The sequence below is a fragment of the Patulibacter minatonensis DSM 18081 genome, assembly GCF_000519325.1.
GTDB lineage: Bacteria > Actinomycetota > Thermoleophilia > Solirubrobacterales > Solirubrobacteraceae > Patulibacter > Patulibacter minatonensis.
On record NZ_KI912613.1, the window covers coordinates 1724518 to 1744802 of the forward strand.

Sequence of the window (20285 nt, forward strand, 5' to 3'; positions counted from 1 at the left end):
CGTCCCGGACGCTACGCTCGCGCCATGGCCGACCCCGAGCCCGCCGTCCTCGTCGAGCGCCGCGACGCGGTCCTGCTCGTCACGCTGAACCGCCCGGAGCACCGCAACGCGATCGACCTGGCGCTGTCCGAGGGGCTCGGGGCGGCGATGGACGAGCTCGACGCCGACCCGGACCTCGCCGTCGCGGTCCTCGCGGGCGCCGGTCGCGGCTTCTGCTCGGGGATGGACCTCGGGGCGTTCGCGAGCGGCGAGTACACGCTCGACCCCTCGGGCGGGTTCGCACGGATCTGCCGGAGCCGTCCGCGCAAGCCGGTGGTCGCCGCGGTCGAGGGGTTCGCCGTCGCCGGCGGGCTCGAGCTGGCGCTCGTCGCGGACCTGCTCGTCGCGGCGAGCGACGCGAAGCTCGGACTCCCCGAGGTCAAGCTCGCGCTGGTGGCCGGGAGCGGCGGGTTGCGCCGGCTGCCGGAGCGCATCCCCGTGGGGCTCGCGATGGAGATGGCCCTGACCGGCGACCCGGTGACGGGGCGGCGGGGCCACGAGACGGGGCTCGTCAACGTCGTCACCGAGCCCGGCGGTGCGCTGGAGGCCGCGCTCGAGCTCGCGAGCCGGATCGCCCGGAACGGCCCGCTCGGGGTGGCGGCGACCAAGGCGATCCTCCGCGACCAGGCCACGTGGGACGAGGCCGAGTTCTGGGTGCGCCAGGACGAGCTGTCCGCCCCGGTGCTCGAGTCCGACGACGCCCGCGAGGCGGCGACGGCGTTCAAGGAGCGGCGCGCCCCGGTGTGGACCGGGCGCTGACCGGTCCGTCGCCCGCGGACCCGGGGCCCGGGGTCAGGGCGCCCGCAGCAGCCCGACGGCCATCCGCGCGTGGGACGCGGCGATGCGCTCGGGCGAGTCGGTGCCGGTGCTCGAGTACCAGGTGGCCGCCGAGTTCATGCCGCCCAGGAGGAAGAACGACGCGTGCTTCACGTCGATCTCCGGATCGACCGCCCCCGCGTCCCGGGCCTCCGCGATCAGGCCGCGGACGAACAGCTCGAACTCGGCGCGCTGGGCGAGCTGCTTGGCGCGCCGCTCGCCCGTCAGGTGGTGCCACTCGCTGAAGTAGATGCTGACCCGCTCGAAGGACGTCAGGTACCAGGCGGTGTAGCGCTCGACGTACGCGCGGAGGCGCTCCAGCGGCGGGGCGTCGAGCGCGGAGACGTCCGCGAGGATCGCCCGCGCGTCGCGGTTGATCTCGTCGAAGAGCCGCTCGAGCAGGCCCTCCTTCGACTCGATGTAGTAGTAGAGGCTCCCCTTCAGGACGCCGATCCGGTCGGCGACGTCCTGGATCGTCGCGGCGGCGTAGCCCTTGCTCCAGAAGACCGCGACCGCGGCGTCGAGGACCTCGCTCTCCCGCTTGCGCAGGCCGCCGGCGCGTGCGTCCGGGACCGCGTCGTCGGCGGTCACGGGCGGCACGGACGGACGGGCATCGGCGCCATCGTAGGCGAGGGCTCCGAAGGACCGGTCCCGCGGACCGGCGGCGACGTCCGCACGGGCCGCCGATCGACGGTGCGCCGACGACGGTGCGCCACCCGCGCGCCGTCGTCGACCGCCGGCCGGTCAGGCCGTGGCGCCCGCCCCGACCTTGCTCTTCACGAACGCGCCGATCTGCTCCCGCGCCTCGACGGCCTCCGGCATGAGCTCGGCGTACGTCGGCCAGATGTGGACCATGCCCTCGCCCTCGATGAACGTCGCGTCGACGCCGGCCTGCTTCGCGGCCTCGACGGCGCGCTTGCCGTCGTCGCGGAGGGTCTCGATCGACCCGGCGAACACGAGGAGCGGGGGCAGACCCGTCCAGTCCCCGAAGATCGGCGAGACCCGCGGGTTCCTCGGGTCGCCGTCCTCGCCGATGATCATCCCGGCCATCATCGCCAGGAGGTCCGGGCCCGGGACGATCGGGTCGTTGGCCGCGTTCGTGGTCATCGACTCCCCGCTGAGCGTGAAGTCGGCCCACGGCGAGATCGAGACCCCGGCGGCGGGTTGCTCGCCGCCGCGGTCGCGCAGCGCCTGCAGCGTGACGAGCGCGAGCCCGCCGCCCGCCGAGTCGCCGCTGATGACGATGTTCGACGGCGAGACGCCCTCGGCGACGACGTGGTCGTACGCCGCGAGCGCGTCGTCGATCGCGGCCGGGTACGGGTTCTCCGGCGCCAGCCGGTAGTCGACGAGGAGCACGCGGGCCCCGGTCGCGGCGGAGAGGTAGGCGCCGAACGAGCGGTAGCCCTTGGCGGACCCGAGGACGTACCCGCCCGAGTGGAAGTGGACGACGACCTGGTCGGTCGACGCACCGGGCGCCGTGACGGCGATCGACGGGACGCCGCCGGCGTCGACGTCCTCGAAGGTGGCGTCCGCCGGGATCTCGAGCTCGCCGAGGAAGTCCTCGAAGATCACGCGGAAGTCGTCGATCGTGGCCTCCGGGTCGGCGAGCCAGGCGGCCAACAGGTCCTGGTTCTTCTTGAAGACGATTGCGGCTTCGGGGCTGGGCACGGTGCGCTCCTCGTGGTGCTGGGTGGTCGGTCTAGCTGGAAACTCGTCGGAGCTCGCCGGCCTGACCGGTCGAGCCGCGGCTGACGCCCGCGATCCCGCGTGCGCGCGGATCGGCGAGCCGGTTCATGGCCTCGGCGGGACCGGACGCGGTCTGGCCGCCGTCGACGATCAGCGTGTCGCCGCTGATGAACCGGGCGTCCGGGCCGGCGAGGAACGCGATCGCCGCGGCGACGTCCTCGGGCATGCCCGGGTCGGGCCACGGCTGCGTGGTGCGCAGCGTCTCGGCGGCGCGGGCCAGGCGGGCCTCGCCGTCGCCGAGGATCGGGGTCAGGACCGGGCCGGGGGCGACCGCGTTGACGCGGACGCGGCGCGGTGCGAGCTCGACCGCCGTCGACTTCGTGATGCTGATGACGGCGGCCTTCGCGGCGGAGTAGGCGACGGGGCCGCCGCCACCGGAGAGCCCGGCGATCGAGGCGACGTTCACGATCGCGCCCCCGCCCGTCGTCCCGAAGGCCCGGACCGCGTGCTTCGTGCCGAGGAAGACGCCGCGGACGAGCACCGCGAAGGTGTAGTCCCAGTCGTCGACCTCGGTCTCCTCGACCGCCCCGAACGCGCCGGGCACGCCCGCGTTGTTGACCATGCAGGTCAGGCCGCCGAAACGCTCGACGGCGGTGGCGACGAGGGCCTCGACGTCGGACTCCTCCGTCACGTCGCACGGCACGACCGCCAGACGGTCCGCGCGGCCGGCGTCGGCCGCCGCGTCGAGCGCGCGGGCGCCGGCCTCGGCGTTCAGGTCACCGACGACGACGGACCAGCCGTCGTCGAGCAGCCGCGTCGTCGTCGCGAGGCCGATGCCGCTCGCGCCGCCGGTGACCACGGCCGTCGGAGCGGGAACCCGGGGTGGCATGACCCGACACTACACGTGACCTGACGCGTGTGTCGACCATTTCGACACCAGTGTTGACACGTCTTCGACATCGGTGTTGACGGCAGCCTTGACGCGGGTTAGGTTCGGCTCAGCCACGCAGGAGCGGACGCCGTCCGCTCGCGAACGAGGAGATCGAGGCACCATGGAATTCGGGTTCCTGAACGTGATGCAGAACTGGCACGCCGATCTGGACGACTTCCAGACCTGGCAGGGCGAGACCGAGCTGGCCATCGCGGCCGACAAGGCCGGCTTCGACTCCATCGCCTGCGTCGAGCACCACTTCGAGTCGTACGGGATGTGCGGTGACAACTTCCAGTACCTGGCGTACCTCGCCGCGAAGACGGAGAACGCGGTGCTGAAGCCGGGCGCGTGCATCCTGCCCTGGAACGACCCCGTCCGGGTCGCGGAGAAGATGTCGCAGCTCGAGTACCTCGCGCCGGGCCGCACGGCCCTCGGCCTCGGTCGCGGCCTCTCCAAGAAGGAGTACCGCGGCTTCCGCGTCGACATGAACGAGTCGCGCGACCGCTTCGACGAGGCGGCCGAGATGGTCCTCACCGCGCTCGACACCGGCTTCTGCGAGGGCGACGGCAAGTACTTCAAGCAGCCCCGCGTCGAGATCCGCCCGCGCCCGCGCACGGGCTACCGCGACAAGGTCTTCTGCGTCGCGATGTCGCCGGACTCCGCGACCGCGGCGGCGAAGCTCGGCGCGCCGATGATGACCTTCATCCAGTACCCGATCGAGCACCACCTGCCGATGATCGAGGGCTGGCGCGACGAGTTTCGCGAGTTCCACCCGGGCGAGGAGGTCCCGGAGCCGATCCTCACCGACGTCACCCTCTGTCACGAGGACGAGGAGGAGGCCGAGCGCCTCGCCTACGAGCACATCGGGCGGCACTTCCTCTCCGTGATGGACCACTACGACTTCGGTGGCGACCACTTCAAGGGGATCAAGGGCTACGAGAGCTACCAGGTGGGCGCCGACCTCATCAAGCAGGCCGGCATGGAGGGCTCGCAGAAGGCGTACGTCGACGCACAGAACTGGGGCACGCCGGACCAGGTGATCGAGAAGTACCACGAGCGCTTCAAGCTCCTGGGCAAGCACTCGGCCCTGGTCGTCCTGAACTACGGCGGCATGACCTACGAGAACTCGCAGAACAGCCTGCGGCTCTACGGCGAGAAGGTCATCCCCGCCGTCAAGCAGATGTGGGCGGACGCGGCGAAGGCCGCCCCCGCCGCCGCCTGACCCGGCAGCACCGCGTTCCCCGGCCCGGCGGACGGTGGTCCCGCCGGGCCGGGGGACGTCCGTTCCGATCCACGGGGAGTCGTCATGAAGATCGCGGTCTACGGAGCCGGTGGCTACACCGGGCGGCTCGTCGCGGCGCGGGTCCGCGCGAAGGGGGCGGAACCGGTGCTCGTCGGACGGGGTACCGAGCGCCTCCGGCACGCCGCGTCGGCGGCCGGCGTCGAAGGCGCCGAGCTCCGCACGGCGGGCCTCGACGACCCGGACGCGCTCGCCCGCGCGCTCGACGGGTGCGCCGCGGTGGTCAACTGCGCCGGGCCGTTCACGCGCCTCGGCGAGCCCGTCGTCCGCGCGGCGATCGCCGCCGGCTGCCACTACGTCGACACGACGGCCGAGCAGCTGTACATCCAGCGGATCTTCGACACCTGCGGCGTGGACGCCGCGTCGGCGGGGGTCACCGTGATCCCCGCGATGGGCTACGACATCGTCCCCGGCGACCTCCTCTGCCACCTGGTCGGCACGGCCGTCGCGCCGGTGCAGCGCCTGACGCTCGCCTACGACATCCGCGACTTCGGCATGACCCGCGGGAGCGCCCGGTCGGTCCTCGAGATGTACACCGGCGGCGAGGTCGCCTACCGCGCCGGCACGTGGGCGCCCGGAGGCGGGCCGACGCGTCGCGATCCGGTGGTCTTCCCGGGCGAGACCAGGCCGGCGAAGACCGTGCGCTGGCCGGCCGGGGAGATCGTCACGGTGCCGCGGCACCTCGAGGTGCGGGAGGTCGACGTCGTGATGCGCGCCGACGCGCTCGTCCCGAGTCCGGTCTCGGTCGTCGCCCCGTCGCTCATGCCGATCATGACCGCGGTCATGCGGACCCCGCTCGGGCGTGGCCTGGACAAGCTCGTGGGCCGGCTGCCGGAGGGCCCGTCGGAGGAGCAGCGGCGGAAGGCGCGGTTCGGGTTCGTCGCCGAGGCGACCGGCACCGACGGGCGGACGAGCCGCGGCGTGCTGCAGGGCGAGGACGTCTACGGCTCGACCGCGGCGATCGCGGTCGAGGGCGCGACGCGCCTGGCCGGCGGCGGCTCGGCGGCGGGCGTCCTCGCGCCGTCGCAGGCCTTCGACCCGGAGGACCTGCTCGCCGCGCTCGCCGGCGACGGGATCACCTGGTCCGTCGACGGACCGTCGTGAGCACCGGGGATCCTCGGACGCGCTGGTAGCTTGCCGTGCCCGTGGCGAAGGAACCCAGCAAGAGCGCGAGCCGCCGCCAGGCCGCCCGTGACGACGCGACGAGCGGCTACGAGGACCGCCGGCGCGAGATCCTCCGCGTCGGCGCCGAGGTCTTCAAGGCCCGCGGCCTGCGCGGCGCGACCCTCAGCCACGTGGCCGAGGCGCTCGGCACCGACCGCGCGTCGCTCTACTACTACTTCTCCTCGAAGGAGGAGCTCTTCCACGAGGTCGTGGGGGAGGCCACGCGCACGAACCTCGAGGCCGCCCGGGCGATCCACGCGGAGGACGTCCCGGCGCCGGTCAAGCTCCGGCGGCTGATGGAGGGCCTGATGGTCTCCTACGCCGACTTCTATCCCGTCCTCTACGTCCTGATCCAGGAGAACCTGAGCCACGTCGCCCCGGAGCACAGCGGCTGGGCGGACGAGATGCGGCAGGTCAACCGCGAGTACGAGCGCGTGCTCGTCGCGATCGTGCAGGAGGGCCAGGACGCCGGCACCCTCCGGGTCGCCGGCCCGGCGTGGGTGGTCGCCTACGGGATCATCGGCATGCTCGGGTGGTCCAACCGCTGGTTCGTCCCCGAGCGGTCCACGACGAGCGCGGCGGACATCGGCGCGGGGTTCGCGGACGCGGTGCTCGACGGCATCGTCAGTCCCCCGACGGCGTGAGCGACTCCCGCGCTGGCCGGAGCACGAAGCCCTCGTACCCGCCCGCCGCGATCTCGTCGCAGCGGCGCCGGTACCGCCGGTTCCCGCCCGGGTACGGCATGAAGACGCGGTGCTCGCCGGTCGGGTCGGTCCGGACGTACCAGGAGTTCGCGACGGGGTAGAGCGTCGCGTCGGCCAGCGCGTTGACGTGCGCGACCCAGGCGTCCTCGGCGTCCTGCTCGGCCTCGAACGTCGCGGCGCCGGTCGCGTCCATGTGTTCGAGGAGCCCGGCGATCCACTCGACGTGCTGCTCGATCGAGACGACGACGTTCGAGAGCACCGACGGGCTGCCCGGGCCGGCGATGGTCAGCAGGTTCGGGAACCCGGCGACGGCGAGCCCGAGGTACGAGCCCGGGCCGTCGGCCCAGTGCTCGCGCAGCGTCTCCCCGCCGCGGCCCCGGATCTCGATGCGGTCCAGCGCCCCGGTGATCGCGTCGAAGCCGGTGGCGAAGACGATGACGTCGAACGCGTGCTCGGCCTCGCACGTGCGCAGGCCGGTCTCGGTGACCGCCTCGATCGGCGCGCGCCGGAGGTCCTCGAGCGTGACGTTGTCGCGGTTGAACGTCGCGTAGAAGGTGCTCGCGACGCACGGCCGCTTCGTCCCGAACGGGTGGTCCGTCGGCTGCAGCAGCGCCGCGGTCGCAGGGTCCTCGACCTGCTCGGCGATCTTGCCGTGGATGAAGTCGACGGCGGTGTCGTTCGCCGCGCGGGTCAGGAGGAGGTCCTGGAACGCGAGGATGAACCCGAACCCGGCCGTCCGCCACTGCTCCTCGTAGACCGCCCGCCGCCGCTCGGGGTCCGCGTCCTCCGCGGACTCCCGGTTGGTGTCCATCGACAGGCCGCTGGCGGTCGTCCGGGTCAGGGTCCGCCGGTCGGGGTAGGACGACTTGACCTCGCGCTCGTACTCCGGGTCCATCGGCCGGTGCTGCGCGGGGACGGTGAAGTTCGGGGTGCGCTGGAAGACCGTCACGTGCTCGGCGACGGCGGCGAGCTCGGGCACGATCTGCGTGCCGGACGACCCGGTGCCGACGACCGCGACGCGCTTCCCCGCGAGGTCGACGGGCTCGCGGGGCCACGACGCGGTGTGCAGGAGGCGACCCCGGAAGTCGTCGGTCCCCGGGACGTCGGGGATCCGCGGGACCGACAGCGCGCCCGTGGCCATGACGCAGAAGCGGGCGGTCAGGTCGCCGCCGTCGGTGCGGACGCTCCAGTGCCCGGTGTCCTCGTCGAACGTGCAGGCCTCGACGCGCGTGTTCAGCCGGACGTCCTCCCGCAGCCCGTGCCGGTCGGCGACGTGCTCGATGTAGGAGAGGATCTCGGGCTGCGACGCGTAGCGCTCGGTCCAGTGCCACTCCTGGTCGAGCTCGGGGTCGAACGAGTACGAGTAGTCGACGCTCTCGACGTCGCATCGGGCGCCGGGGTAGCGGTTGAAGTGCCAGACGCCGCCGATGCCGTCGCCGGCCTCGAGCAGGACCACGGAGAGGCCGAGCCGTCGGACGCGGTGGAGCATGTAGAGCCCGGCGAGGCCGCCCCCGACGATCACGACGTCGTGGTGCTGGTCGCTCATGCGGTCTCCGTGGCGTGGGTCGTGAGGGCGCGTCGCAGGCCCAGGCGGTCGCGGACGACGTGGCCCGTGACGACCGCGCCGGCCTCGACGGTGACGAGGCCGGCCACGTGCAGGACGACGTCGGCCGGCGCCCCGCGGAGGCGTCCGTGCAGGTGGGCGTGGAACGCGACGCACGGGCCGGCCGAGAAGCACTCGAGGACCTCGGCGCGCACGTCGTCCGGGCGCGGGTCGGTGGCCGGGTCCGCCGCGTCCCCGTCGTCGTCCCCGGTCCCGTCGTCGAAGGCGACGCCGGAGAGCTCGCCGGTCGCCAGCCAGGCGCGCACCGCGTCCTCCGCGGCCGGGTCGCGCGGCACCGGGCGGACGTCCCACGGCGCGGCGGTGGCCGGGGGCACCGGGTCGGTCGTCCCGGCCTTCAGCTGCCGGCGGCGGGCGAGGTAGTCCTCCTCGCAGCGGCTCTCCGCGAGCCGGCCGTCCTCCGCGCGGAACATCGCGACGACCCGCCACGTCGCGACGCGGCCGTCGGGGGTGGTCCCGCTCCAGGTCATGAGGCCGGCGGCGCGGTCCTCGGTCGCGACCAGCTCGTGGACGGTGAGCGTGGCGCCGGGGAAGCGGTCGAGGAGCCCGTCGACGGTCGCCCGGACGTAGCCGTCGCGGCCGTCGCCGTCCGCGCCGCCGAGGACGAGCCCACCGATCGCCAGCGCGTAGTCGTCGGCCAGCAGGTCCTCGCACGCCGCCGGGTCGGCGGCCTCCAGCCAGTCCGTCGCCCAACGGCGGACGAGGTCGACGACGCCGTCCACGGTCAGCGGACCTCGGCCACGGACGCGCCCGCCGCGTAGGTCTCGCGCAGGACCTTCTTCAGCACCTTGCCGGTGGGGTTGCGCGGGAGCCCGGCGACGACCTCGACCGAGGTCGGGCACTTGTAGCCGGCGAGCAGCGTGCGGGCGTGGGCGCGCAGGGTCTCCGCGTCGGCGGTCCCGCCCGGCTGCAGCACGACGACGGCCTTGACGGTCTCGCCCCAGCGCTCGTGCGGCACGCCGATCACGGCGACGTCCGCGACGTCCGGGTGCGTGGCCAGCGCGTTCTCGACCTCCGCCGGGTACACGTTCTCGCCGCCCGAGATGATCATGTCCTTGATGCGGTCGCGCAGGAAGACGTAGCCGTCCTCGTCGCGGTGCGCGCCGTCGCCCGTCCGCAGCCAGCCGTCCTCGTCGATCGCCCGCGCGGTGGTCTCCGGCTGGCGCCAGTAGCCCGGCGTGTTCTGGCCGCTGCGGACGCAGATCTCCCCGACGACGCCCGGGGCGGCCTCCTCGCCCGACGCCAGGTCGCGGACCTGCAGCTCGATCCACGGCAGCGGCGTGCCGACCGAGCGCAGCAGCCCGGCGCGCGGCCCGTCGGGGTCGTGGTCGTCCGGGTCGAGCGTGACGACGGTCCCGGCGGTCTCCGTCATCCCGTAGACGCCGAGGAAGGTGCAGCCGAGCGCGGTCATCGCGCGGCGCAGGAGCGCCTCGGTCATCGGGGCGGCGCCGTAGGAGATCTGCCGCAGGCTCGAGACGTCGTGGTCGGCGAGCTCCGGCGCGTCGACGACGGCCTGCACGATCGCGGGCACCATGAACGCGTGCGTGACGCCCTCGCGGGCGATCGTCTCCAGCAGGATCCGCGGCGTGATCTCTCGCAGGACCACGGTGCGTGCGCCGAGGAACATCGCCATGAGGCCCGTGCCGGCCCCGGCGATGTGGAACTGCGGGCCCGGGCACATGTGCACGGTGCCCTCGTCCATCCGGAACGCCTCGCGCGCCATCCGCTCGCTGAGCGCGAGGTTCGCGTGCGTGATCGGCACGCCCTTGGGCCGGCCCGTGGTGCCCGAGCTGTAGAGGACGTACGCGAGGTCGTCCGGGGCGAGCGCGACGTCCGGGTCGTCCGCCGGCGCGGCGTCGCGCCACGCGTCGTACGGGTCGCCGAGACGGAGGACGCGGAGCCCGCCGCCCACGGCCCCGGCGAGGTCGGCGTCGGCGACGACGAACGCGGGATCGGCGTCGTGCAGGACGTCCGCGAGCTCGGCGGCCGTGAGCCGCCAGTTCAGGCTGACGAGGACGACGCCGGCCTTCGCGCACCCGAACGCGAGCTCGAAGAACGTCGTCGTGTTGCGGGCGAGCACCGCGATCCGGTCGCCCGGGCCCAGTCCGTCGGCGAGCAGGGCGCTCCCGACGCGCGAGCTGCGCCCGTCGAGCTCCGCCCAGCTCAGGCGGTCGTCGCCGCAGACGACGGCCTCGTCGTCCGGGCGGTCCGCGGCGTGGCCGCGCACGATGCTCGCCAGCGTGAACCCCATGGCTCAGTAGGACTTCGGCAGCCCGAGGCTGTGCTGGGCGATGTGGTTGAGGACCATCTCGCGGCTGACGGGCGCCACCTTCAGCATCCGGGCGAGGAAGTACAGGTCGGCGATCCCGACCTCGAGCGACAGGCCGTTGCCGCCGTGGGTCTGCATCGCCTGGTCGAGCGCCTGCAGGCACGCGTCGGCGGCGGCGAGCTTCGCCATGTTCGCGGCCTCGCCCGCGGCGGGCGACCCGGCGTCGAAGAGCTCGGCCGCGCGCATCGTCATCAGCCGCGCGAGCTGCACGTCGATGTAGGCCTTCGCCAGCGGGTGCGCGACGCCCTGGTGCGCGCCGATCGGCTGGGTCCAGACGGTGCGGTCCTTCGCGTACTGCGACGCCTTCTCGAGCGCGAACAGCGCCATGCCGTTGGCCAGCGACGCCGCGGCGATGCGCTCGGGGTTCAGGCCGGCGAAGAGCTGCTGCAGGCCCTTGCCCTGCTCGCCGATGAGGTTCCCCGGCTTCACGGGGACGTCGTCGTAGAAGACGGTGAAGCTCTTCTCGGCCGTCGTCAGCGCGGAGTCCAGCGGCTGGATGGTCAGCCCGGGGGCATCCTTCTCGACGATGAAGAGCGACAGCGTGGGCTTGCCGGACGGCCCGATATCGGCGTCGCGGGCGACGACGATCAGCGCGTCGGCGACCGTCGCCCCGGTCGTCCAGTACTTGCCGCCGTTGATGCGCCACCCCCCGTCGGGGTGCGGGGTCGCGGTCGTCGAGAGGTCGTGCGTGTTCGTGCCGGCGTCGGGCTCCGTGATGCCGAAGCACATGCGCTTGGAACCGTCGGCCATGCCGTGCAGCCACTCCTCCTTGATCGCGTCGGAGGCGTGGTGGTCGAGGATCGTCGAGCAGATCGTCGGGGAGATCACGAGGTACTGGATCGGGCAGCCCTGGGCCGCGCACTCCTCGATCACGACGGCGGTGTCGGCGAAGCCGCCGCCCCCGCCGTAGGGCTCCGAGACGTGGGCGCCGAGGAAGCCCGCCGCGCCGAGGTCGGCCCACAGCGCGTCGGGCTGCTCGCCGCGCTTGACGACGTCCTGGAAGTACGTCCGCCCGTACCGGCCGACGAGCTGCGCCACGGCGTCGCGGAGCTCGCGGCGCTCGTCGGTGACGGGGACGATCGGGGACTCGCTGAGCCTGCGCTGTCGGGTGGCCACGGAGCGATCATGCCCGAGCCACGCGGCGGCTGTCAACACGACTGTTGACGAGCTCACCAGGCGAAGAAGCCCCGCCCGGACTTCTGGCCCAGCTCGCCGGCGGCGACCTTCCGGCGCAGCAGCCCGGGCACCGCGAACCGCGCGCCGTAGACGCCGGACAGGTGCTCGGCGATGTCGAGCCGGACGTCGAGCCCGACGATGTCGGACAGGCGCAGCGGCCCGACCGGGTGCCGGTAGGCCAGGGTCGCGGCGCGGTCGATGTCCTCGGCCGACGCCACGCCGTCCTCCAGCATCCGGATCGCCTCGAGCGCGGCGACGACGTCGAGCCGGCTCGTCGCGAAGCCGGCCACGTCGCGGGCCACGATCGCCTGCTTGCCGATCCCCGCGGTGAGCGCCCGGGCGTGCTCCACCGCGGCGTCGGAGGTCGCGGTCCCGCGGACGACCTCGACGAGCTTCAGCGACCAGACGGGGTTGAAGAAGTGCATGCCGCAGAACGCCTCCGGGCGCTCCAGGCGATCGGCCAGCGCGTCGATCGACAGCGAGCTCGTGTTGGACGCCAGGAGCGCGGGGCCGCGGGCCTCGGCGGCGCGGAGGACGTCCTGCTTCAGCGCGAGGCGCTCGGGCACGGACTCGACGAGGAGCTCGAGGTCGACGGGCAGCGCGTCGATCGCCTCGACGCACCGGACCCGTGCGCCGAGATCGCGCGCCGCGGCGTCGTCGAGCTTGCCGCGCCGGACCCCGGCCGCGGCCTGCTCCGCGACCACCCGCACCGCCGCGTCCCGTCGCGCCGCATCGGGTTCGACGACCAGCGTCTCGTGCCCCGCCGCGGCGAACACGTAGGCGATGCCGACGCCCATGGTGCCCGCGCCGACGACGGCGACGGCGCCCGGCCTCGTTCGCTGTCCCATGGATTCAACAATACTGTTGACGGCGGCCCGGTCAGCGGCGTACGTTCGGGGTCGAGGAGGTCCTGAGGGCCCCGTGGGGGTGGCGCGCCGCACCCGACGGGCCCGGCGGCGGCCTCGCGCACCGGCACCCCAGAGCACACACGAGGAGACAGATCGAGCATGAGCACGGCCGAGACCACGCAGGTCGAGACGAACAAGCAGATCATCCGCGACTTCATGGTCGCCTTCGGGTCCGGGGACATCCCCGCGACGATGGACTTCATGACCGAGGACGCGACCTGGTGGGTCGCCGGCACGATGTGCCTGTCCGGCACCTACTCGAAGGCCGAGTTCGAGAAGCTGCTCGGCGGCGTGGTCGTCAACTGCAAGCAGCCGATCTCGCTGACCCCGGAGGCCTTCACCGCCGAGGGCGACCGCGTCGCGGTGGAGACCGAGTCGTACACCGAGACGAACGAGGGCAAGGTCTACAACAACCACTACCACTTCCTCTTCGTGCTCCGCGACGGCAAGATCGCCCAGATCAAGGAGTTCCTCGACACGCAGCACGCCGCGGAGGTCTTCTGCGGCTGAGTCCGTCCGCGCGGGGTCCGGTCGACGACCGCCCGCCGGATCTGTACGATCGAGTACGTCCATGGCCCCCTGGTGCCTGGACGGGACAACACACGGTCGGTGGCCCGGGACGGCCCCGACCGACACACGCCGCCGAGCGCCTCCGGATCCGTCCGGGGGCGTTCGTCGTTCCGGGGCGGACGTCGTGGCACGTGGCGCGATAGCACTCGCGGTCGTCCGGGTACCGTGGGGAGCGTGCCGGTTGATGCTGCAACAGAGGACTCGATCCGCCAGGCGCTCGCGGGCCACGCGGGCATGGACGCCGACGCCGGGTCGATCGCCCGGGACGCGGATCTCTACGACGCGGGGATGAGCTCGCACGCGAGCGTCAACGTGATGCTCGCCGTCGAGGAGGCCTTCGACGTCGAGTTCCCCGACGAGCTCATGGTCCGCGGGACGTTCCGCACGATCGAGACGATCGCCGCCGCGGTCGCGCAGCTCGCCGACTGACCGTCGCGTCGTGGCTCCCGTGCCCCGGAACCCGGGGCGTCCATGTTGGGCGGACCCACAGGCGCCGCCGACGTGCGTCCACGACGGGACCCGGACCGGGGCAAGATAGGCGCATGAGCGAGAGCATCACCGTCATCGAGGGCGTCGAGGGCTTCGAGGCCCTCGCCGGTCAGGAGGCCGCCGTCAGCGAGTGGCGGACGATCGACCAGGCGCAGGTGAACGCGTTCGCGGACGCCACCGGCGACCACCAGTGGATCCACACCGATCCGGAGCGCGCGAAGGACTCGCCCTTCGGCGGGACGATCGTCCACGGCTACTTCATCCTCTCGCTGCACCCGTCGCTGCTCTACTCGGCGATCGAGGTCCGCGGCCACGGGTCCTCCATCAACTACGGGCTGAACAAGGTCCGGTTCGTGTCGCCGCTGCCGACCGGCTCCCGCGTCCGCCTGCGCATCGCGGTCGCCTCCGTCGACCGCAACGACGGCGGCTGGCAGGTCACGTGGAACCTGACCTGGGAGCGCGAGGGCGGCGACAAGCCCGTGTGCGTCGCCGAGACGATCTCGCGCTACCGCAGCGCCTGACGCAGGCCGCGCCCGGGCCGGTCAGGCCCGGGCGGACAGCTCCGCCGCGAGCTCGGCGAACGCGTCGAGGGCCTCGGGGTTCCCGAGGCTGTCGCGGCTGACGACCGCGTCGGCGGACTCGCCGGTGAGGATCCGCTTCAGCGGCACCTCGAGCGCCTTGCCCGACAACGTGCGCGGGACGGCGTCGATCGCGTACGCGGCGTCGGGCACGTGGCGCGGCGAGCAGTCCTCGCGCACGCGCCGCGCGATCCGCTTGACGAGGTCGTCGTCGAGCTCCACGCCCTCGCGGAGCACGACGAAGAGCAGGATCCGGCCGTTCGCGGACGGGTCGGTCGGGTGCGGCACGTCGACGACGACGGCGTCGAGCAGCTCGTCGAGCTGGAGCACCGCGCGGTAGATCTCGGCGGTGCCCATGCGGATGCCGCCGCGGTTGATCGTCGCGTCGCTGCGCCCCGAGATCACGGCCGTGCCGCGGTCGGTGATCGTGATCCAATCCCCGTGGCGCCACGCGCCCGGGTAGTCCTCGAAGTAGCTGCCGCGGTAGCGCGAGCCGTCCTCGTCGCCCCAGAAGAACACGGGCATCGACGGCATCGGCTCGGTCAGCACGAGCTCGCCGACCTCCCCGACGAGCGGTCGGCCCTCGGGGTCGAACGACGCGAGGGCCGCGCCGAGGGACCGGGCCTGGAGCTCGCCGCGGTACACCGGGAGCGTCGGCACGCCGCCGACGAACGCCGTGCAGAGGTCGCTGCCGCCGCTCGTCGAGAAGAGCCAGAGGTCGGGGCCGAGGTGCTCGTACGCCCAGTCGAAGCCGTCCGACGACAGCGGCGACCCGGTCGAGCCGACGGCGCGCAGGGCGGAGAGGTCGCGACCCTCGCGCGGGACGATCCCGGCCTTCATCGAGCCGGCGATGAAGCTCGCGCTCGTGCCGAACGTCGTGATCCCGGTCTCCTCCGCGAGGTCCCAGAGCCGGCCGAGGTCCGGGGTGCCCGGGTCGCCGTCGAAGAGCACGATCGTCCCGCCGACGAGGAGCCCGCCGAGCAGCAGGTTCCACATCATCCAGCCGGTCGTGGTGAACCAGAAGAAGCGGTCGCCCGGCCCGAGGTCCATCTGCAGCCCGACGGCCTTGAGGTGCTCGAGGACGATGCCGCCGTGCCCGTGCACGATCGGCTTCGGGAGACCGGTGGTGCCGGACGAGTAGAGGACCCAGAGCGGGTGCTCGAACGGCACCTGGGCGAAGGTCAGCGGCTCGCCGGGGCGCCGCACGTCGTCCCAGAGGACCGCGCCCTGCAGCCCCGAGAGATCGGGCTCGTCCTGCAGGTACGGCAGGACGACGGTCGTCTCCACCGTCGGCAGCTCGTCCTGCAGCTGGGCGACGACGGCGCGGCGGTCGTGGTCCTTGCCGCCGTAGCGGTAGCCGTCGACGGCGAGCAGGACCTTCGGCTCGATCTGCGAGAACCGGTCGACGACGGTGCGCGAGCCGAAGTCCGGCGAGCACGACGCCCAGGTCGCCCCGAGCGACGCGCACGCCAGGAAGGCGGCGGTCGTCTCCGGGATGTTCGGCAGGTAGGCGACGACGCGGTCGCCCTCGCCGACGCCCAGTGCGCGCAGGCCGCCCGCGATCGCCGCGACCTCGTCGCGGAGCTCGCCGCGGGTCCAGCTCGTCAGGCCGTCCCGCGACTCGGAGCGCGCGAGGATCGCGACGTCCTCGTCGCCGGCGGTGGGGGCGTCCGGTCCCCCCGGTCCGACGCTCTCCCGGAGCGCGTGCTCGGCGTAGTTCACGCGCGCGCCCGAGAACCACGTGGCGACGCCCCCGGGCAGCTCGTGGCTGCCCAGGACCTGCTCGTACGGGGTGCTCGACGTGACGCCGTACCAGTCCCAGATCGCCTTCCAGAACGTCTCGAGCTCCGCCGTCGACCACCGCCAGAGCGCGTCGTAGTCGGGGAGGTCCAGGCCGTGGGTGCGCTCGACGTGGCGCGCGAAGGCCGTCACCGCCGCGCGCTCGACGGCGTCGGGGGTGGGGCGCCAGAGCACGTCCGGGACGGGCTGGTCGGAGGACGTCGGCTCGATGCTCACGGTGCGGTTCTATCGCGGGACGATCGCCGGCGGGCGGATCAGCGAGGACGCGTCCCCCGTCGGGCGGGACGACCGAGCCCCGGTCGGAGACCGGGGCTCGGATGCCACCTCGTGCCGCGGTGGTCACGACCCGGGGGCCGCGACCACCCGGTGGGTCACTTCTTCTTCGCGACCTTGCAGGCCGTCCCGATCCTCGTCGAGCGGGTCGGGGCCTTCTTGCCGCTCCAGCTGCCGAAGCGGGTGCTGGCCTTCGCCTTCGCGGTGCACAGGTCGCGGGTCGCGGCGATGATGCCGTGCTTGCCCCCGTCGATCGTGATCGCGAAGTTCTTGATCGGCTGGTCCGGGATCGACGGGAACGTCGTCACGAGCCGGTCGCGGCTGACCGAGGTCACGGCCCGCAGGTTGACGCGCGCCTCGCCGTCCAGCGGGATGTAGAGCGTCGGCAGCGTCGGGACCTCCTTGCCCGCCGCCGTCCTCCGGGTGCCCTTGACGAAGTAGATCGGAGCGAACAGCTTCCGGTTCAGGATCGTCGTCTCGGCCGTGGCGGAGCCCACGATCGAGGTCTTCGGGCAGGCGTCCTTCGCGGCGTCGGCCTTCTCACACAGCGACTGCGCGTTGCTGGCCTGCAGCGCGACCTGCTTCGGCAGCGCGACCTCGGCGGACTTGATGCCGGCCTCGCTCTCGAACTGCGTGACGGTCGCCTTGACCTGCGGGTGGCCGCCCTTCTTCATCTGCGACCGGTTGCCGAACGCCAGGGCGATCTTCGGCCGGAACGGCAGGGTCTGGCAGCCGGAGAACGCGACCGGTGCGCTCGGGCTCGCGATGCCGCCGGCGATGCCGGTGAGCGTCGACGTGATGTTCGCCGTGCCGCAGGACGTCGGGTTGCGCAGGAAGTCCGCGCGGTTGACGTCGAGCGTCAGGTTCCGCAGACGGAGGACGATGCCCTCCTTGATCTGCGGGAGCGGGTCGCTGTCGACGGTGACCTGGGCGGTCTTCGGATCGATGCGCAGCGCCTGGCGGACCACCACGTTGCCGAGGTCGTACGGACCGGCGACGGCGTGGATGATCGCGACGGAGCCGAAGGCGCCGCCCTTGTAGCCGTTCGTCAGGTAGGCGGAGCCGGTCAGCGCGTAGGGCGCGGAGCCGGGACCCGCCTGCACGCGGACGGTCGCGATCCTCGCGGCGTCGGGGCAGGACTCGGCGCCGATCTGCGCCTCGGAGCACGGCGTGATGCCCTTGATCCGGGCGGTCATGCCGGCCGGCAGCGTCGCCTTCAGGCCGCTGAGGAACTGGTCGCCGTCAGGCCGGCCGAGCGTCACCGTGGCCGGCGCGTACTTCCCGGACTGCGGGGTCGCCAGCGCCGCCGTCAGCGACGGGCCGAACGGGTTGCCGCCGCAGGCGACGACGTCGACGCTCGAGCTCGTGGCCGACGCCGCGCCGCCCGACCAGGACGAGAGCGTGCCGGAGCCGGTCGCCGTGCCGCAGGCCTGTGGGCTCGCGATGATCGCCCTGGCGCCACCGTCGAAGTCGAGGCGGAACCGCGAGAACGGCAGCTGCGGGTTGTCGTCGAAGACCGCCGAGACCTGACCGGTGACCGGGTCGGGCGTGACCGTGCCCTTCAGGCGGATCGAGATGCCGTGCCCGTCCGCGTTCACGAACAGCCGGTAGCGGTTGCCGGAGAGCGGCTGGCCGACGTGGACCGAGCCGGTCAGCGGGGAGTCGAGCAGCGGGCTGGTGATCGAGGTGGCACCGATGCGGGACGCCGCCGGGCACGCGATCGCGTCCGTCGTGCCCTTGTGGAACTGGTCGTCGGTGCAGGCCTCGAGGCCGTTCGCCGCGGACGGGCTGATCGTCATGCCCGGGGGCAGCGTCACCGCGACGCGCTTGACGTCGGCCGTCCCGAGCGTGCCGGTGTCGGTCGACTGCGGCACGTCGAGCTGGACGCCGAGCGGCGTCGGCGCGTCGCGCTGCATCGAGCTGGCGTCGAACGTCGTCGTCGACGCGAACGGCACCTGGTCGCAGCCCTGGAGGCCGTTCGTGGAGGCGCCGACGGCGAAGTCGGCCGTCTTGTGGTCGCCCTGGTAGGAGTCGAGCGTCAGCGTGGCCGTCGACGGGCCGGTGCAGGACGTCGGGCTGCGCAGGAACGCGGAGGTCGTGTCCGTGATGCCGGTCGCACCGGTCGCGGCCCGCGACGCGAGCGTGTACGGGAGCGGCAGCGGCGTCCCGGCCGGGTACGGCGGGCTGGGGAGCGTCGGCGTGGTGTCGGACTCCGCGAGGGCCAGCGTCGCGGCACCGCGCTCGCTGTTGTGGCTCGCGGCCCCCGGGGTGCCCCAGAACGTCAGGGTGGACCCGGTGAGCGTCGGCGTGGCCGGCGTCGTGGGGTTGGAGACGTTGCTGATGACGAAGTACAGGCCGTTGTCGTCGGGCCGCATGTGGCCGACGATGTCGACGGGCTCCCCGGTCGCGCCCGGGGCCTGCTTCGGGTTGAACGAGAACCGCGCGAGCGGGGCGTCGGCGGTCGTCTCCATGTTGTAGAGGCCGACCTTCACCCGCAGCGTGCCCTTGCCGCCGGCCGGGATGCCGAACGGGCTGCCCGGGCCCGCCAGCGGCGTGCCGCCGGGCGGCGTCGTGGCGGCCGTCGGGAGGAAGGTCCGCAGGCGCAGGACGACGGTGCCGATCTGGGACGCCGGGGCGCAGGAGTTGGCCTCGAGGTCCGCCTCGGCGCACTTCGGCGTCGCCTGCGGGTTCGGGACCAGCCCGGGGGGCGTGTCGGTGCGGATCGTCGAGGTCGCCCCACCGTTCTCCTGCACGGGCAGGACCGCGGGGCTCGCGCTCTTGGTGACCTTCGTGTCGAAGGAGATGATCCCCTGGTAGGGGTGGCCGCCGGCCTGGGACTCGAACGTGGTCCCGTCGGCCTTGACGATGTTCGCCGAGAAGTTGTCGATCTCGTACGCCTGGGCGGCGCCGGCGGTGACGAGCGTGACCCCGAGCGCCGCTCCGGCGATCAGGGCCGCGCGGCGGCGTCGGGCGGGGCGTGAGCTTCGTGGCTGGGTGCTGCGGTGCGGATGCACTCGGACTCCAATGGTTGAACGCGAGAACGTCGGGTCCGGGTCCGCCCGCGGACGCGGGCGGACCCGGGCTCAGGCGTCGGTCAGGACGTGCACTTCACGGTCGACGCGAACACGGCGTCCGCGGTGCTGTCCTGCGAGGAGATGACCTGGTAGGGCCACTTGCCGTTCTTCGGGCAGGACGTCGTGGCGAGCCAGTTCTTGGCGTTCGTCTTGACGTTCGCCGAGATCAGCGAGATCGGGGTGCCGGCGACGACCTGCAGCTCCTGCGGGACGGTCAGCGTCAGGCGGTAGCCGCCGTACTTGCCGCCCTTCTTGACGACGCCGGGGACCGGCGAGTTCACGACCGCCGGGTTCGTCAGCTCGGTGTAGAGGAACATCTTGCTCGCGCCACCGTTGACGAGCGTGAACTTCGGCTTCGTCTTCGCGGTGTCGGCCCAGGCCAGGCCGGTGCCCTTGCCGACGATCGCCTTCGGGCAGACCTCCTTCGGCAGGCCCTGGTTGAGCTTCGCCTCGGTGCAGGACGGGTACTTCCCGCCGAGGTAGAGCGAGCCCTTCGGGAAGTCGATGACGAGCTTCTGCACGATCGGCTTGTCCGAGCCGTCCGGGCCGGCGGTCTTCCAGTTGATGTTGATGCCGAGGTTCACGGACCGCGGCTTGGCCTTGGTGCCCGCCTTCGTCGGCGAGACGCTCGGCTTCACCGTGATCGTGGTCTTGGCGTCCGGCGTCTGGGCGTAGGACGGCGCGACGGCGGCGATGGACATGGTCGCGGTCAGTGCGACGGCGGAGACGGCGATTCTGCGCATGGCGAACCTCCTGGTCGGGTGCGAGGTCAGCGCCGGCGGGGGCGTCGCCGAAAGTGGCGGGCGGACGTCCGGAGCTGAGGGCCG

At 72.9% G+C, this 20285-nt stretch carries 18 protein-coding genes; 7 read left to right on the forward strand and 11 right to left on the reverse strand.

The genetic code is table 11. The features are described from left to right. Positions 1–24 precede the first annotated feature (24 nt). The gene (locus tag PATMI_RS0107820; RefSeq protein WP_026910488.1) at positions 25–798 is read left to right on the forward strand and encodes a crotonase/enoyl-CoA hydratase family protein; all 774 of its coding nucleotides are present in this window, start codon (positions 25–27) and stop codon (positions 796–798) included. Between the two features lie 33 nt (positions 799–831). On the opposite strand, the gene PATMI_RS28315 is transcribed toward PATMI_RS0107820, so the two are convergent. The 3 genes from PATMI_RS28315 to PATMI_RS0107835 all read right to left on the reverse strand — a co-directional run bounded on the left by PATMI_RS28315 (position 832) and on the right by PATMI_RS0107835 (position 3430). Then, the gene (locus PATMI_RS28315; protein WP_051471194.1) at positions 832–1446 is read right to left on the reverse strand and encodes a TetR/AcrR family transcriptional regulator; all 615 of its coding nucleotides are present in this window, start codon (positions 1444–1446) and stop codon (positions 832–834) included. Between the two features lie 153 nt (positions 1447–1599). Then, positions 1600–2523: an alpha/beta hydrolase gene (locus PATMI_RS28320; RefSeq protein ID WP_051471195.1), complete on the reverse strand. Its 924-nt coding sequence runs from the start codon at positions 2521–2523 to the stop codon at positions 1600–1602. A 31-nt stretch (positions 2524–2554) separates the two neighbouring features. Beyond that, on the reverse strand, positions 2555–3430 hold the full coding sequence (locus PATMI_RS0107835; protein WP_026910489.1) for an SDR family NAD(P)-dependent oxidoreductase: 876 nt from the start codon (positions 3428–3430) through the stop codon (positions 2555–2557). Between the two features lie 163 nt (positions 3431–3593). On the opposite strand from PATMI_RS0107835, the gene PATMI_RS0107840 reads away from it, so the two are divergent. From PATMI_RS0107840 to PATMI_RS28325, 3 genes are all read left to right on the forward strand, one after another. Further along, the gene (locus PATMI_RS0107840) at positions 3594–4694 is read left to right on the forward strand and encodes an LLM class flavin-dependent oxidoreductase (protein ID WP_026910490.1); all 1101 of its coding nucleotides are present in this window, start codon (positions 3594–3596) and stop codon (positions 4692–4694) included. A gap of 84 nt (positions 4695–4778) precedes the next feature. Continuing rightward, positions 4779–5876, forward strand: a complete 1098-nt coding sequence (locus PATMI_RS0107845; protein WP_026910491.1) for a saccharopine dehydrogenase family protein — start codon at positions 4779–4781, stop codon at positions 5874–5876. 41 nt (positions 5877–5917) lie between these two features. Next, positions 5918–6580, forward strand: coding sequence for a TetR/AcrR family transcriptional regulator (locus PATMI_RS28325; protein WP_051471196.1), 663 nt, complete (start codon positions 5918–5920; stop codon positions 6578–6580). Here PATMI_RS28325 and PATMI_RS0107855 read toward each other — a convergent pair. Genes PATMI_RS0107855 through PATMI_RS0107875 form a run of 5 tightly spaced genes read right to left on the reverse strand, consistent with a single transcriptional unit; the run spans position 6561 to position 12614 of the window. Continuing rightward, on the reverse strand, positions 6561–8186 hold the full coding sequence (locus PATMI_RS0107855; protein WP_026910492.1) for a flavin-containing monooxygenase: 1626 nt from the start codon (positions 8184–8186) through the stop codon (positions 6561–6563). The two genes, PATMI_RS28325 and PATMI_RS0107855, sit on opposite strands and share 20 nt — an antisense overlap. Further along, the gene (locus PATMI_RS0107860; RefSeq protein ID WP_026910493.1) at positions 8183–8983 is read right to left on the reverse strand and encodes an ester cyclase; all 801 of its coding nucleotides are present in this window, start codon (positions 8981–8983) and stop codon (positions 8183–8185) included. The genes PATMI_RS0107855 and PATMI_RS0107860 overlap by 4 nt, the downstream gene beginning before the upstream one ends. A 2-nt stretch (positions 8984–8985) precedes the next feature. Continuing rightward, on the reverse strand, positions 8986–10512 hold the full coding sequence (locus PATMI_RS0107865) for a long-chain-fatty-acid--CoA ligase (protein WP_026910494.1): 1527 nt from the start codon (positions 10510–10512) through the stop codon (positions 8986–8988). 3 nt (positions 10513–10515) lie between these two features. Further along, entirely contained in the window at positions 10516–11706 is a 1191-nt protein-coding gene (locus PATMI_RS0107870) for an acyl-CoA dehydrogenase family protein (RefSeq protein WP_211241711.1), read from the reverse strand. Positions 11707–11759: 53 nt separating this feature from the next. After that, complete coding sequence (locus tag PATMI_RS0107875; protein ID WP_026910496.1) at positions 11760–12614, reverse strand: 3-hydroxyacyl-CoA dehydrogenase family protein; 855 nt, start codon at positions 12612–12614, stop codon at positions 11760–11762. 159 nt (positions 12615–12773) lie between these two features. Between PATMI_RS0107875 and PATMI_RS0107880 the strand changes: the two genes are divergently transcribed. From PATMI_RS0107880 to PATMI_RS0107890, 3 genes are all read left to right on the forward strand, one after another. Next, on the forward strand, positions 12774–13184 hold the full coding sequence (locus PATMI_RS0107880; RefSeq protein WP_026910497.1) for a nuclear transport factor 2 family protein: 411 nt from the start codon (positions 12774–12776) through the stop codon (positions 13182–13184). A gap of 234 nt (positions 13185–13418) precedes the next feature. Beyond that, the gene (locus PATMI_RS0107885) at positions 13419–13673 is read left to right on the forward strand and encodes an acyl carrier protein (protein WP_036725452.1); all 255 of its coding nucleotides are present in this window, start codon (positions 13419–13421) and stop codon (positions 13671–13673) included. Between the two features lie 113 nt (positions 13674–13786). Next, positions 13787–14254, forward strand: a complete 468-nt coding sequence (locus PATMI_RS0107890; protein WP_036725456.1) for a MaoC family dehydratase — start codon at positions 13787–13789, stop codon at positions 14252–14254. Between the two features lie 21 nt (positions 14255–14275). Here the strand turns inward: PATMI_RS0107890 and PATMI_RS0107895 are convergent, their stop codons facing one another. The 3 genes from PATMI_RS0107895 to PATMI_RS0107905 all read right to left on the reverse strand — a co-directional run bounded on the left by PATMI_RS0107895 (position 14276) and on the right by PATMI_RS0107905 (position 20201). Beyond that, entirely contained in the window at positions 14276–16285 is a 2010-nt protein-coding gene (locus tag PATMI_RS0107895) for an acetoacetate--CoA ligase (RefSeq protein WP_026910500.1), read from the reverse strand. A gap of 197 nt (positions 16286–16482) precedes the next feature. Beyond that, positions 16483–19398: a hypothetical protein gene (locus PATMI_RS0107900; RefSeq protein ID WP_026910501.1), complete on the reverse strand. Its 2916-nt coding sequence runs from the start codon at positions 19396–19398 to the stop codon at positions 16483–16485. 80 nt (positions 19399–19478) lie between these two features. Continuing rightward, a complete protein-coding gene (locus PATMI_RS0107905; RefSeq protein WP_026910502.1) occupies positions 19479–20201 on the reverse strand; it encodes a hypothetical protein in 723 nt (240 codons plus the stop codon). Positions 20202–20285 lie beyond the last annotated feature (84 nt).